The sequence below is a fragment of the Pseudoalteromonas sp. GW168-MNA-CIBAN-0100 genome (genome assembly GCF_040309225.1).
GTDB lineage: Bacteria > Pseudomonadota > Gammaproteobacteria > Enterobacterales > Alteromonadaceae > Pseudoalteromonas > Pseudoalteromonas arctica.
Genome location: NZ_JBEOOL010000012.1, coordinates 26,268 through 40,302, shown reverse-complemented (window position 1 = coordinate 40,302; position 14,035 = coordinate 26,268). Strand labels below are relative to the sequence as shown.

19 protein-coding genes are annotated in these 14,035 nt (G+C 39.0%); 9 read left to right on the top strand and 10 right to left on the bottom strand.

Features of this window, described 5'->3' with window-relative positions:
• The first annotated feature begins 21 nt into the window (after window positions 1-21).
• The 6 genes from AAEY62_RS09300 (at window position 22) to AAEY62_RS09275 (ending at window position 4,373) form a co-directional block, all read left to right on the top strand.
• Window positions 22-420, top strand: coding sequence for a thiol-disulfide oxidoreductase DCC family protein (locus AAEY62_RS09300; RefSeq protein ID WP_197117103.1), 399 nt, complete (start codon window positions 22-24; stop codon window positions 418-420).
• Complete coding sequence (locus AAEY62_RS09295; protein WP_007582379.1) at window positions 417-1,139, top strand: SDR family NAD(P)-dependent oxidoreductase; 723 nt, start codon at window positions 417-419, stop codon at window positions 1,137-1,139. The genes AAEY62_RS09300 and AAEY62_RS09295 overlap by 4 nt, the downstream gene beginning before the upstream one ends.
• Window positions 1,140-1,148: 9 nt before the next feature.
• On the top strand, window positions 1,149-1,757 hold the full coding sequence (locus AAEY62_RS09290; RefSeq protein WP_121953601.1) for a flavin reductase family protein: 609 nt from the start codon (window positions 1,149-1,151) through the stop codon (window positions 1,755-1,757).
• Window positions 1,758-1,858: 101 nt separating this feature from the next.
• Entirely contained in the window at window positions 1,859-3,079 is a 1,221-nt protein-coding gene (locus AAEY62_RS09285; protein WP_024591838.1) for a M24 family metallopeptidase, read from the top strand.
• Between the two features lie 120 nt (window positions 3,080-3,199).
• Window positions 3,200-3,859, top strand: coding sequence for a DsbA family oxidoreductase (locus AAEY62_RS09280; protein WP_024591839.1), 660 nt, complete (start codon window positions 3,200-3,202; stop codon window positions 3,857-3,859).
• 166 nt (window positions 3,860-4,025) lie between these two features.
• Window positions 4,026-4,373 (top strand): energy transducer TonB, encoded by a 348-nt coding sequence (locus tag AAEY62_RS09275; RefSeq protein ID WP_350634846.1) that lies wholly within the window; start codon window positions 4,026-4,028, stop codon window positions 4,371-4,373.
• A 62-nt stretch (window positions 4,374-4,435) separates the two neighbouring features.
• Here AAEY62_RS09275 and AAEY62_RS09270 read toward each other — a convergent pair whose 3' ends face one another.
• From AAEY62_RS09270 to AAEY62_RS09235, 8 genes are all read right to left on the bottom strand, one after another.
• Window positions 4,436-4,639, bottom strand: coding sequence for a hypothetical protein (locus AAEY62_RS09270; protein WP_350634845.1), 204 nt, complete (start codon window positions 4,637-4,639; stop codon window positions 4,436-4,438).
• 323 nt (window positions 4,640-4,962) lie between these two features.
• The gene (locus AAEY62_RS09265; RefSeq protein ID WP_024591842.1) at window positions 4,963-5,469 is read right to left on the bottom strand and encodes a hypothetical protein; all 507 of its coding nucleotides are present in this window, start codon (window positions 5,467-5,469) and stop codon (window positions 4,963-4,965) included.
• Window positions 5,470-5,623: 154 nt separating this feature from the next.
• Window positions 5,624-5,902 (bottom strand): peptidylprolyl isomerase, encoded by a 279-nt coding sequence (locus AAEY62_RS09260; protein WP_008171402.1) that lies wholly within the window; start codon window positions 5,900-5,902, stop codon window positions 5,624-5,626.
• A 102-nt stretch (window positions 5,903-6,004) separates the two neighbouring features.
• Window positions 6,005-6,427: a thiol-disulfide oxidoreductase DCC family protein gene (locus AAEY62_RS09255; protein WP_350634844.1), complete on the bottom strand. Its 423-nt coding sequence runs from the start codon at window positions 6,425-6,427 to the stop codon at window positions 6,005-6,007.
• A gap of 27 nt (window positions 6,428-6,454) precedes the next feature.
• Complete coding sequence (locus AAEY62_RS09250; RefSeq protein ID WP_024591845.1) at window positions 6,455-6,982, bottom strand: response regulator transcription factor; 528 nt, start codon at window positions 6,980-6,982, stop codon at window positions 6,455-6,457.
• Window positions 6,979-8,220, bottom strand: coding sequence for an ATP-binding protein (locus AAEY62_RS09245; protein ID WP_350634868.1), 1,242 nt, complete (start codon window positions 8,218-8,220; stop codon window positions 6,979-6,981). The genes AAEY62_RS09250 and AAEY62_RS09245 overlap by 4 nt, the downstream gene beginning before the upstream one ends.
• A gap of 61 nt (window positions 8,221-8,281) precedes the next feature.
• A complete protein-coding gene (locus tag AAEY62_RS09240; RefSeq protein WP_024595765.1) occupies window positions 8,282-8,686 on the bottom strand; it encodes a nuclear transport factor 2 family protein in 405 nt (134 codons plus the stop codon).
• Between the two features lie 8 nt (window positions 8,687-8,694).
• Complete coding sequence (locus AAEY62_RS09235; RefSeq protein WP_149603598.1) at window positions 8,695-10,002, bottom strand: metal-dependent hydrolase family protein; 1,308 nt, start codon at window positions 10,000-10,002, stop codon at window positions 8,695-8,697.
• Between the two features lie 153 nt (window positions 10,003-10,155).
• On the opposite strand from AAEY62_RS09235, the gene AAEY62_RS09230 reads away from it, so the two are divergent.
• Window positions 10,156-11,235 carry a ketoacyl-ACP synthase III gene (locus tag AAEY62_RS09230; RefSeq protein WP_350634843.1) on the top strand — a complete coding sequence of 360 codons (1,080 nt, stop codon included), beginning with the start codon at window positions 10,156-10,158 and terminating at the stop codon, window positions 11,233-11,235.
• A 70-nt stretch (window positions 11,236-11,305) separates the two neighbouring features.
• The gene (gene gloA2 / locus AAEY62_RS09225; protein WP_039488460.1) at window positions 11,306-11,692 is read left to right on the top strand and encodes an SMU1112c/YaeR family gloxylase I-like metalloprotein; all 387 of its coding nucleotides are present in this window, start codon (window positions 11,306-11,308) and stop codon (window positions 11,690-11,692) included.
• Between the two features lie 38 nt (window positions 11,693-11,730).
• Here gloA2 and AAEY62_RS09220 read toward each other — a convergent pair whose 3' ends face one another.
• Together AAEY62_RS09220 and AAEY62_RS09215 are read right to left on the bottom strand one after the other, a co-directional pair.
• Entirely contained in the window at window positions 11,731-13,095 is a 1,365-nt protein-coding gene (locus AAEY62_RS09220; RefSeq protein WP_024605692.1) for a leucyl aminopeptidase family protein, read from the bottom strand.
• An 87-nt stretch (window positions 13,096-13,182) separates the two neighbouring features.
• On the bottom strand, window positions 13,183-13,605 hold the full coding sequence (locus AAEY62_RS09215; RefSeq protein WP_007582356.1) for a hypothetical protein: 423 nt from the start codon (window positions 13,603-13,605) through the stop codon (window positions 13,183-13,185).
• 112 nt (window positions 13,606-13,717) lie between these two features.
• On the opposite strand from AAEY62_RS09215, the gene AAEY62_RS09210 reads away from it, so the two are divergent.
• Window positions 13,718-13,879 (top strand): oxidoreductase-like domain-containing protein, encoded by a 162-nt coding sequence (locus AAEY62_RS09210; protein WP_081709178.1) that lies wholly within the window; start codon window positions 13,718-13,720, stop codon window positions 13,877-13,879.
• Window positions 13,880-14,035 lie beyond the last annotated feature (156 nt).

Sequence of the window (14,035 nt, the reverse complement as noted above, 5' to 3'; positions counted from 1 at the left end):
AAATAATCACAAAGCATTCACATGATCATTTTTTACGATGGTAACTGCCCTCTTTGTAGCACCGAAATGCAGCAACTAAAACACGCTGATAACAAAAACTTAATTACGCTTGAAGATCTTAACGCGGGCGACTTCAGTGAGCGCTACCCGTATATTGATAAAGACAAAGCAATGAACTACCTTCAAGCTCAAAAGCAATCAGGTGAAATGATTTATGGGCTTGATGTAACTTACGAAGCATGGAAAATAGTGGGTAAACACAGCTGGTTGAAAATTTTTCGCTTGCCAATAATTCGCTTTTTCGCTGACTGCGGATACCTATTATTTGCTAAGTATCGGCACCCCATCAGTCGCTTTTTAATGCCAAATACTCAGTGCAGTAACGGCCAATGTGGACTAAAAGCAAAAGGTGATAAATGAAAACTATTGTTTTATTCGGCGCAAGCAGCGCCATAGCAAATGCATATATAGAACATCTACAAATAAACACGCCTACTCATCAGATCGTTTGTATTAGTTCAAAAAGTATTGAATCTGGCTCAAGTGTTGTCCACCTGCATACTGACTACACAAAACAAAGTTTAGCGCGCGTTACTAATTACCTAAAAGAGCAAAATGCCGATATACAACAAGTTATTATATTCAATGGTACACTGCACAACGAAACCCATATGCCTGAAAAAAAGCTGGAGGATTTAGACGCTGAGTATTTTAGCCAACTTCTAAATTCAAACACCCTAACTCCCCTACTTTGCTTACAGAGCGTATTGCCGCTGTTAACCCACAAAACGCAGTGTACTATTACAGCACTCAGTGCGCGTGTGGGCAGCATTAACGACAATAAATTAGGCGGTTGGTATACTTATCGCGCATCTAAAGCGGCGCTTAACATGCTATTTAAAACTGCCGCTATAGAGCTTGCTCGTCGTGCTAAAAATACCAAACTCATTCTGTTTCACCCTGGAACTACCGATACAGCACTTTCAAAGCCCTTTCAAAAGAATGTACCTGAAGGCAAATTATTTACGCCTGAATTTGTAGCCAAGCAACTATTTGAATTAACAAACAATAACCCTGATTTAAAACTCAACGGTGAGCCTGCTTATTTAGACTGGCAAGGCTCAACCATACCGTGGTAAGGACTTTTAATGCATTTTACTAAAGCGCAAATAGACGCACTTGAAAAACATACCCGTACACATTTAATTAATTCTCTTTCGGGTTTTAAAAGCGCTAATTTAATTGGCACGCAAGACTTACTCGGCAATACCAACTTGTCGATTGTAAGTTCGGTTATTCACCTTGGGGCTAACCCACCGTTAGTCGCAATGATTATGCGCCCTCACAGTGTGCCGCGTCATACGTTTGAAAATATTTTACAAACGGGCACTTACACCATTAATCAAGTGAATAAGTCGATTTATAAACAAGCTCATCAAACTTCAGCCCGTTACGATAAAGACGAGTCTGAGTTTGATGCTACAGGCTTAACACCTGAATACTTAAACGACTTTGCAGCCCCTTTTGTAAAAGAAAGCCGCTTAAAGTACTCGGTTAAATTTGTAGAAAACCAACATTTAGCCATCAATGGGACTGAGCTCGTTATTGGCGAAATTATGGATGTTTTTGTTGATAAAGCCGCGCTGCAAAGCGATGGTTTCCTAGATTTACAAGCAATAGAAACAGTGGCAGTAACCGGGCTTGATAGCTACCACACAAGTAATAAACTCACGCGTTTACCTTACGCTAAAAAATAATATGACCTTTTAAGAGGTTATTATTTTATAGCCTCTTATCGCATAACATTGAATTTTACCTTGGTATTAAGCACACTAGCTAAAAATCCAAGGAGAAAAATATGACTACCATCGGTATTGGTACACAATCGAGCGAGCAAGCGCTGGCAAGCCTAAGTAATATGACGCAAACGCTAACCCCTATTGCAGCTGACGAACATTTAGAGCGCATAGCCAAAGCGCAAGCTTATATGCTTGCAAACAACATAGATGCAATTTATTTAAACGCTGGCACCAACCTAACCTACTTTACAGGTATGAAATGGTACGCGAGCGAGCGCATGGTTGGCGCAATATTACCGGCCCTTGGTGAAGTACAATACATTGCGCCTTATTTCGAAATTGGTTCACTAAACGGGTTTAAAGTAATAGAGGGGCCTATTCATGGGTGGCAAGAACACGAAAATCCTTATGCACTTTTTGTCGAAGTACTAAAAAAGTTAAACATTAATGAAAACGCAACCATTGGCATTGATGAAAGCGCACAATTTTTTATATTCGACGGCATTAATAAAGCGCAAACGGGTTTAACACTCATAAACGCACAACCTGTAACGGCGCATTGCCGTATGCATAAATCAATTCACGAGCTTAGCTTAATGCAGCGCGCAATGGATATGACCTTAGCCGTGCATCAAGCCACAGCAAGCATGCTTTATGAGGGAATAACCACCACCGAAGTAGAAGCCTTTATTAAGCAAGCACATCAAAAAGTAGGCGCACCAGGTAACTATTTTTGTATTGTTTTATTTGGTGTTGCAACGTCTTTTCCGCACGGTGTTAAAGACGCGCAAGTGCTTAAAAAAGGCGATATGGTATTAATAGATACCGGCTGTAAAGTACACGATTACCTATCAGATATAACCCGTACCTATGTATTTGGCGAACCAACAATGCGCCAACGCATGTTTTGGGATCATGAAAAAGCAGCGCAAATGGCTGCGTTTAATGCCGCTAAAATTGGTGCTACCTGCGAAGACGTAGACGCTGGCGCACGTACTTATTTAGCGGCGCAAGGGCTAGGTCCGCATTACCAAACACCGGGTTGCCCGCATCGAACTGGTCACGGCATTGGGCTAGACATTCATGAATGGCCATACCTAGTTGGCGGTGATAAAACCCCACTTGCCCCAGGCATGTGCTTTAGTAACGAGCCAATGTTAGTTATACCTGATGAATTTGGCGTACGTTTAGAAGATCATTTTTACATGACCGACAACGGCCCTCATTGGTTTACACAACCAAGTTATAGTATTGACGACCCATTTGGGCTTAACGCTTAAAACTGAATACCTTCAAGAGCAGCTGTTTAGTTGCTCTTTTTAGTTTGGTATTGATAAAGCTAAATTAATCCCAATATCCTTTTTTATACTTAGTTATAAGCAATCCTCAAAAGGATAAATATGAAAAACTTTAAAATTGATATCGTTTCAGACGTAATGTGCCCTTGGTGTGTAGTGGGTTATAAAAACCTAGAAACTGCACTAGAGCAACTTAAAGACGAAATGAGCGCAGATATTACGTGGCATCCTTTTGAACTAAATCCAGATATGCCAATTGAAGGTCAAGACTTAAACGAACATTTAATGCAAAAGTACAACCTAAGTGAAGAACAAGGCGACGAAAATCGTAAAAACATGTTCGAAGCCGGTCAGCGTGCTGGGTTTACCTTTAATTTTGATGGCAAACGCATCATGATCAACAGCTTTGATTTGCATCGTTTATTAATGTGGGCACGTGAAGAAGGTAAGCAAACGAAGCTAAAACTCGCCTTTTTTGAAGCGCACTTCACAGATTTAAAATACTTAAACCAAGAAGAAGCGTTGCTCGACGTTGTTGAAAAAGTGGGTCTTGATAAAGAAACTGCGCGCGGTATTCTACATTCAGACAAATACGTACAAGACGTACGCCAAGAGCAAGACAACTTTAAACAGATGGGTATTACGTCAGTACCTACATTTATCATAAACGATAAATATGCACTTACTGGCGGACAACCAAGCGACTCATTCATTCAAGCACTTAAACAAATTAGTGAAGAAGAAGCTAAGCAAGACGCTTAATACACAAATAAAGTTTAAAATTAAGAAAGGCTGCACATTGCAGCCTTTCTTGTATATTCATCAGTGCAAAAAAATACAAATTTATTATTTACCTTGAATCTCTTTTGGTGTCATTATAGAAACGACATCTAAAAAATCGATAACAATACCTATAAAGGGATTTATAATGAAATATATAATTACAACATTGACGTCACTGTTTCTTTTAACCGCATGTTCGACAACACCTCTACCTGATAGCCCTAACTCTACGCTAATGATGCCCAGCCCTCCGGAGTATCCAATTAAAAGTGTCCGTGAAAAAATTGAAGGTAGTGTGACAATGTCTTTTGATGTAAATACATCTGGTAAGCCCATTAATATTAAAGTGATTAAAGCTGAGCCTGTGAAAATTTTTGATAAAGCAGCGATTCGCTCTCTTTCTAAATGGCGTTACGCACCTAAAGTAGTTAATGGTATTGCGGTAGTTGATGAAGACTTAGAAATGACTATAGATTTTAATTTAGCAAAATAATAACTAACTCATTTTGACTAAAAGGGAACATTCATTTGTGTCTTCATAATTTCCTTTATTTATTAATACTTATCAATAAAATAACCTAATTTATATGCGACTAAAAATGTAACTATCAGTATAGCCAAGGATATACTCAACCTTTTGAAGGCAATTAATTTCATTTCAATAGGATTCATTAAAGCAGCTAATAAATTGCCGAGCACACTTAAAAATGATACTAAGAATAAAAATAAAAGGACAAAACCAATAATTGTTTCAATCATTTAATTACCATGTATAGATCCTTGGTTGTTTAATAGCTGCTTCAATAATTAAAATAGACTGTCACGTTATTTGGACTAACAAAACTGTGCTACTAAATTTACTTTTTAAACTTAGAGTTCATCTTTTTCCTTTCCATTTTTCCCTAAGAAATAGGGGTAGGTGTAAGTGTTATTTAGCATTGGCATTGGCATTGGCATTGGCATTGGCATTGGCATTGGCAGAAAATAAAAAACTAATAAATACTCTAAATAACATTTTATTTAATATCCTTATTAAAAATAAACCTCATCACCTAAAAACAAAAAGACCTGACTCTATTTATTTACTTTTTCTTGAAGCTGTAAATAAAATAAAAGTTATCACTTTTCTTATGTAAGCATAGGCCCTCTTTAGAAATAGGGTTACAAGTGTTTGTGAAGGTATTTTTATCTATATTATCCTTACTCTTGCTTGCTATAGCATAGGTAAACTTAAAGTCTTTAGTATCTTTTCTAATAACCTCTAAACCATAAATCCCATATGAGTTTCTTTTTCCAGATAAAACCCCAATTTCGCTTGCTATCTTAGTGATCTCATATAGCTCCACATCGATTTTTTTTAAATCACTACTGACTAAAGGAAAGTTGCTTCCTGCTATATATTCATTTGGGTTTTCTTTTAAATATTTCAATATTGCAATTAATTCTTTATGATTATTAGAAACTATTTTAGAAGCTATATTTTCACTTTCTAAAATTAAACTCTCACTTATAGCTTCGTAATTTTCATCCGCTCCACACGACACTAATAGAAAAAAACTGAATAATATGTAAAGTCTAAAAATCAACATGACTTACCCCTCCCATTTTTTCATATTCTGCCCATATTGGAATAAATTAAGATGACACCCACCCTAATTCTTAGTTCGTCAAAGTGTAAATTTAGGATAGGTGATGAAATGGACGCTTGCTAAGACGCGTCAATTGCCAAACTGCTTAAGTAAATTAAGTACGGTAAAGTACTTTGATTACATGCCAGCCGAATTTTGTTTTAACTAGATGCGGTTCTAAAATTGCACCTTTAAATGCAATTTTGTCAAACTGTGGGACCATTTGGCCGCGTCCAAATTCACCTAAATCACCGCCTTTTTTCCCCGATGGGCATGACGAATACTTTTTAGCTAAGGTTTGAAACTTTGCACCTTTACCTAATTGCTTAATAATATCTTCTGCAATTTCTTTGTGCTTAACCAAAATGTGAAGTGCATGTGCTGTATTTGCCATGAAAAAAGCCTTTTATACCGTTAGCTAAAATTAAACGCGGCGATTTTAACACAACCTCATAAACCTAGCATCTACTTATACTGCAGTGTATTAACGCCTAATTTATAAATAATGTTTGGCATCATCTGGGTTGGGTATTCTGCAGTACTGATATTTACCAAATAACGTATATCTATTTAAAGCAACCCTATCGTATAACCAATTATTAAACCTAGCTGGCAAAATACTAAATACGTTTGCTAGCTTGTATGGGTAACCTAGCTGCTTAACAACGTTAAAAAAAGCATGACTTTGTGTAAATGCTTTACCGTTTTCTAGGTAAACCATTGAGGCATATTCACTTGTTGAAAAACCAAAATGTGTTAACAACAGTTCTCCTTTTGGAGATTGCACGCTGCATAATTTAAAAATGGTATTAGTGTCGTGAGCAATAATAAAGTTACACCACGCGCTGCAAAGCTTACATTGCGCATCAAATAATATAATTTTTTGATTTTGCATTAGTGTAGCTGCATCATCGCTCATAACACTTTCCTTAAATTAAGTACTAAATTACTGCTGCACCGGCTTTTTTTGTAACTTGCGCTGCAAAGTACGTCTATGCATATTAAGTTGCCGCGCGGTAACCGACACATTGCCATTATTACTGTGCAGTACTTGTTGAATATGCTCCCACTCTAAGCGCTCCGGCGACATAACTGCATCATCAATAACATTCGATGCCGATGCCACAGGCTCGGTGTTAAGCGCTTTTAATAATGTTGCCATATCAACCGGTTTAGTAAGGTAATCGTTTGCGCCTAAACGCATTGCCTCTACTGCGGTTGCTATACTTGCAAACCCAGTTAGTAAAACAATATGAGTTTGGGGGAGCAAACTACGCAGCGGCTTTATGAGTGCAAGTCCGTTATCGTCACCTAGTTTCATGTCTAATAAAAAAAAGTCGGGCAATAGTTTACGCGCGGTAAGTAACGCATCACTTTGATTATGCGCCACCTCACAGGTAAAGCCCTGTTTAGTTAAACGCCTTGCCAGTGTGCTGGCTAAATTTATGTCGTCTTCAATTATAAGTAACTTCATGAGGCGTTATTCTCAGTGTTTATAATAGCGAGTTTAACTTTGGCAACAGCGCCGCCATCGGTATGGTTAAACAAGGTAAGTGAGCCATTTAAACGCTCAAAAGTAACGTTTGATAAAAGCACAGCAAGCCCCATTCCTTGATCGCTTGGCATAAGTTGACCACCCAGCTCTGCTAATTGCGATGATGAAAAGCCACGGCCAAAATCGCGAATTAACAAGTAAACGCACTCACTATGTAAGTTATCTTGCTGCCAACTCAGCTCTAATTGAGTTTGGCCTTGTTTTTGATTAGCGAGCGCAGCATTTTGCAATAAATTTAAAATAGCAGGCAATAACATCGCATCACTCAATAGCGTTGCCGCAATAGGTGGCGTAATCCATTTAATGTGCTGATCAGGGTATTGCAGTAAAAGCGTATCTGTAATTTGCGTTTGCAGTTGCTTTACGGTGGTATGCTCTTGTGAATTTTTAAGACGTAATTGCTCTGAGAGTTTTCTAAAGTCGTTAAGTTGCGTACTACACTGAGTAAGCGGCGCTTGCATGTGCTTTACAATAGGGTTGTTTGGTTGGTCTTCTAATAACTCTTCAAACAATAGCTGTAAATTTGCAATTGGGGTCGCTAGTTGATGGGTGATTTGTGCAGCGGCCCCATCAAGGGTAACAAGCTGTTCATTACGCAATTGTTTTTCACGCACGTTTGCAATAATTCGCTCTCGCTCTTTAAGTGCCCTGCTCATTGCGCCAATAACAAGTGCAATTACGCTGGCACTTAAAACAAAATTAACCCACATGCCAATAAAATGACTACTCATATTCATTTGATGCATACTGTGATCGGGCATCTTTATAAGTAGCAAACTGTATGCGGCAATGGCTAACACCGCAATATAAGCTAATCCTTTTTCTCGCAGCGTAACAGCAGCGATCATTATCGGGAGCAATAACAGCGAAACAAATGCATTAGTTGCACCGCCGCTTAGCGATAGTAAAACCGTTAAAAATAATACGTCTGCAGTTAACTGCATCAACATACCCAAAGGTTTTGCGCGACTTACATTACGATAAGCAAATAGGCTAATAAGCTGAAACACAGCCTCAACGGCAATAACAATAAGTAAAGGCAGTAATGCAATTTGATGTTCTAGTAAAAAATAAACGCTAAGTACCGCAATTAATTGCACGGCAATAGCGCCGCTTCGCAGCATTAATAATCGACTAATGGTGGGGTCGGTACGCATTAACAAGAGGTTATTGCCCAATCAAATGTTTAATAAGGTTATTTTAACGGTTATATGATTTTTAATCATCATCCATCGAAATTGAAAACGGCGCACAAGGCGTTCCTTGGTGAAACACCATTTTCCATTGTTCATTACTTTTACGCCAAAGCGACATACGCAATGAATAATTAAACTCAGCGCGAGCAGAGCGCCTAAAAGCAGCTTGGTAACTAAGTTGCACTACATCATCGCTCAGCATTCGGCCCTTAAAATGCTGATTATAAAACTGTGGCACAACCTCGGTAGGTAAACGAGTTAGTACTTGGTATTTATTAAATGTAGTGCCATTGGCAGCAATTTCGATAAATTCATCATCGAGTAAAGCATCTAATGCGCGCTCAGATTGGCGAACTTCTGGGTCTAATAACTGGCGCTCAGCGTCAATCAAATGATTAAACAACGACACTTTTATTTTGCTGCTCATAACCTTCCCTATTGTTTATAAACTTGCCCGGCTTTCATAACAAATTGTACGTTTTTAAGTACGTCGATATTTTTAAGCGGTGAGCCATTCACACTGATAATATCTGCTTGTTTACCAACACTCAAGTCGCCAATGAGTGCGCTTTGCCCCAGCAGTTTAGCTGCATGTATGGTTGCTGATTTAATAGCTTGGGCTTCGCTCATACCATTGTTTACCATTAGACTAAATTCGTTAGCATTAAGCCCATGACGCGACACCCCAGAGTCTGTTCCAAAGGCTATATTAACCTTATTTTTCAGTGCAAGTTTAAACGAAGCCTGCATTTTTGGAGTTACTTCACGCACTTTATCGGCTATTGCCGGTGGCATATTTGGATTTGTAAGCACCTCTTCACTGACCGTTGCACCCGCTAAAAGCGTCGGTACTAAATAAGCTCCCGTTTTTTTAAATAACTTTATTGCCTCTTTATCTAAGTAAGAGCCATGCTCAATGGAATCCACACCGGCTTTTAAGGCCGCTTTTATACCTTGTGTACCGTGTGCATGGGCTGTAACTTTACGCCCTAAGTGGTGAGCCGTATCAACAATTGCAATCAGTTCTGCATCTGTAAGTTGTTGGTTAACACCAGCAGCGGTATTACTTAGTACCCCACCCGTGGCAGTAATTTTAATTACATCAGCACCACTTTTAATTACCTCGCGTACCGCACGGCTACAATCATCCGCGCCATTACAAATACCAATCCCGCCTGTAACCGCATCTGTAATATCTTTTCGATAACCGTGCATATCTGCGTGTCCACCGGTAGGCGATATTGTATTACCCGCTGCAAAAATGCGAGGGCCGTTAATATCATTTCGCTCAATAGCACGTTTTAGCGGAAATATAACTTTGTGATCGCTACCTAAATCTCGCACTGATGTAAAACCCGCATCGAGCGTACGTTGTAAATATTTAATTGAGCGCAAAGCATAATCGGCGTCATATTCTGTTGCCCAGCGGTGAGGGTTTGCTTTAGCATCTCGCTCAAACGTAACGTGAACATGCATATCAATAAGACCAGGCATTACAAATTGATTTTTAAGATTGATAATATCGGCATCAGGTAGTTTAAGTTCTGCTTTTGTGAGGTAGCCGTTTTTAATAGCTGTTATTGTATTATCTGTTATAACTAACGTTTGCTCTGTTTTTACTTTTTGATCTTCGGATGCAAGTAAACTGCCCGCATAAATAATTTTATGCTGTTGAGCAAAAGCCCCATTTGCTATTAATGCCAGCGTTATTGCAGTGAATGTTGTTATTAGTGTTGTTTTCATACTTGCTCCTTTTTTATACTAGCATTACCTTAAATAACCTGTAATTGCGAATATTTACGATGCAAAGCATGCTATAAACTAGTCTTGAAAGCCGTTTTTTGGTATAACTCCCCCATTAGTAACACATGTCAGACCACCTTAAGAGAACATACTATGCCTTACGCACATATCACTGGTTGGGGTAAATGCATTCCACCAGCAAGCATTAGCAACGATGAAATTAGTGAAATAGTTGATACCACCGACGAGTGGATAACCTCGCGTACAGGCATTAAATCTCGCCGAGTGAGCCATGTAAGTACCGCCGAGCTGGCAACCGTTGCAGCTAAGCATGCTATTGCGTGCGCAGGCGTTGATCCTAAAGATATTGATTTAGTAATATTAGCAACCTGTACACCTTCTACTGTTGTGGCAAATACCGCCTCACAAGTGCAAAAAAACATTGGTGCAACAGGCGCTGCCGCAATGGATACAAACGCGGCATGTTCGGGCTTTTTATATGCATTGCAAGCTGCTACAGCACAAATTCAAGCGGGTATGATCAAAAAAGCAGTGGTCATTGCCGCTGAGCGTATGACCTGGTACGTAAACTGGGCACGTCGCGATAGCGCTGTTTTATTTGGCGATGGCGCAGGTGCAGTAGTACTTGAAGCGACAGATACGCCAGCTGGTTTACTAGCAACCAAAACTGGTTGTGACAGTGAAGACCGCGATATTTTACACATCACTAACTTTGGTAGTGATTTAAATAAATATGAGCCAATTGGACCATCTGATTTATTATTTGAAGGTCGTGAAATTTTCAAACGTGCTGTTAAAGGCATGAGCGAAGCGTGCGACGATGTACTTAAACAAGCCGATTTGAGCCTTGATGACATTAATGTACTCGTTCCACACCAAGCTAACTTACGTATTATTCAAGCTATTCAGCATCGTTTAAAAGTACCTGACGAAAAAGTAATGGTTAACATTGGTGAGTATGGTAATACCTCTGCTGCTACGATTGCTATTGCGTTATGTGAAGCCGTTGAGCAAGGGTTAATTAAACCGCATTCAAACATTATGTCTGCTGCATTTGGTGCAGGCCTTACCTGGGCTGCAAGTTACATAAAATGGGGCGAACGCGTAACGCCTATTAGTGTAAGCGATGCCGCTTTACCGCCATGTAATAAAACCGGTTTAGAACTTGTAGCACCGGCCGTTAAAGCATGTAAAGAAGCGCAGCCCAGCTAACACAACATGTAATAAGTCACATATAAAACGCACTTAATTAAGTGCGTTTTTGCTTTTTAAGGAATTAAATTTGAAACTTTTAGGTATTCACCACGCTGCTATTATTTGTAGTGACTATGCACGCTCTAAACACTTTTATAGCAATGTACTTAAACTTAACGTTATTAATGAGCACTTTAGAGCTGATCGTAATTCATATAAGTTAGATTTAGCCATGCCCGATGGTAGCCAAATAGAGCTATTTTCGTTTGATGGATCGCCCGCAAGACCAAGCTATCCCGAAGCACAAGGCTTAAGACATTTAGCTTTTAAGGTAGCGGATGTACAGATTGCAAAAACGTATTTAGAGTCGTGCGATGTAAACGTTGAGGATATTAGAGTGGATGAAATAACCGGCAAAAAGTTTACCTTTTTTGCCGATCCAGATAACTTGCCACTTGAGCTTTATGAGGTTTAAAACTCATAAGCTCAAGTTCTTACTATTGAATCAAAAACTTACTTATTAAAACGATTTTGTAAGTAGTTAAACACTGCACGAATACCTAATGCTTCACCACCCGTTGGACGACCTGGTAATGCACGTAAGTTCCACGCCATTACATCAAAGTGTACCCACGGTGTTGTTGGCTCAACAAATTCTTTTAAGTAAAGCGCTGCAGTAATAGCACCACCAAACGGTGTACTTGCACAGTTTGCCATATCGGCTACATCACTTTTTAGTAAGTTTTTGTATTGCTCAAACAACGGAAGTTGCCAAACAGGATCATGTACACTTAAACCTGCATCAATAATACCGTTTGCTACATCGCGCTCTGTTGAGAAAAAGCCCGGAAGCTCCGTGCCCAGTGCAACACGACATGCACCCGTGAGGGTAGCAAAATCAATAATTAGCTCAGGATTATCGTTTTGTGCTTCGCTTAATGCATCACACAATACTAAGCGCCCTTCTGCGTCTGTATTATCAATTTCGACCATAATGCCTTTGCGTGTTTTAACAACATCGCCAGGGCGAAATGCATTGCGCGATACTGCATTTTCAACAGCAGGTACAAGCACTCGTAATCTAATTGGTAAGTTAGCTGCCATAATAAGCTGTGCTAGTGCAATTACGTGCGCCGCGCCACCCATGTCTTTTTTCATGTTACGCATGCCAGAGCTTGGTTTTAAATCAAGTCCGCCTGAGTCAAAACATACGCCCTTACCTACTAGTGTAATTAATGGAGCATCTGTCGCACCCCATTTTAAATCAAGTAAACGCGGTTTATTTTCGCTTGCACGACCCACCATGTGAATAGTCGGGTAGTTTTGCTCTAGTAACTCATCGCCAATCCACTGTGAAAATTCGCCATTGTAAGTTGCAGCTAAATCTTCCATTACTTGCGATAAATGTTGCGGCATCATGTCTACCGCTGGCGTATTAACTAAATCACGTGCAAGTGTAATGGCATCAGCTTGTTGGCTAATACGCTCAAACAACGCTTTATCGCTAATGGCTAATTGCGCTTTTGCTGTTGGTTTTTCTTTATATTCACTAAATTCGTAACCACCAAGCACAAACCCTAAAGCAACTTGCTCTACAAAAGCGCTCTCACCTTGAATTTGATAAGTACCAGTAGGAAGTGTATTTGCTAAATTACCCGCAGCCCAAAAATCATCGCTACTTTGCATTAAACAAAATACCTGGCTTAACTCGCCCGTTTTAGCATCAGGGATTAAAGCAACACCTTGCTTTTCGAAACCTGTATTAGTTAACCAATTTTGTATAAATGCAGGCTGCTGTGCTTGCCAGTCAGATAATTCGTTTTTAAGAATAAAAGATAAAGGAATACCAGAAGATGTATGACGTAGTAATGCACTCATTAAAAAGCTCATATAATATAAAAATGGTACTTAAGAGCATATCAATAAGCGCACCTAAAAGGTATCGCTAATTTGAAGGGATTTTAGCTACTTTTTTAAGCTATTTTTGGATTCTTGCTTTTGATTTTCTTGATCTATTTTAGCATCAAGTTCTTTAATAGATTTGTTCATATTAAACGAACTTGGCAGTACATCAACTCCCACTAAACTCCCTAATTTAACAACTAAAGGAATTGTAAGCGGGGCAAAAGGTAATACTGCAAACACACCGAGCCCTAACCCTTTTAAAATATCAACAAACTGTTCATTAGCGCGTTTTAACTCCTCTTTACTTGTTTGGCCTTGAGTGTAGCGCCTATAAATAGAGAGCATTTCTTTGGTTTCTTGTTTTTCTTGCGCAAGTGCAATTTTAAGCGCCACCATAGCACGGCGAAAACGCAGCTGTTGGCGTTTTTTACTAATTTTAACTACCCGCCAAGGTGCACGGTGAATAACTTTATATAATCGCATAACTTTTATTTTTACACAGCAGCACGGGTTCACAAAGAATAATTTACTTACAACATCCTTTAACTTATCCTTTGCACCAAATTAGTATTAAATACATACAACAACACTGAATATGACAAACCAACTACCGCAAAAACCTGAAAAACCAAAATCTGATGAATGTTGTGGTGGTGGCAGTTGCTGCCCCTGTGTGTGGGATGAATATAAAGAAAAATTAGTGGCTTGGCGCTGCATACAAAACATTAAAAAACACAAGGAAGAAACAAATAAATAACATTTTAATATTTCCAACGCATTAAAATTCCTCTTAACAACCCTATTTGCACTTATTTAGTTCATTTCCACTTCACTTTGCACCACTGTTGCATTTTTTATTAAATTGAACCTTTTTGTTATCAAACGGTTAATTAACAATTGCTCTCCTCGTTTT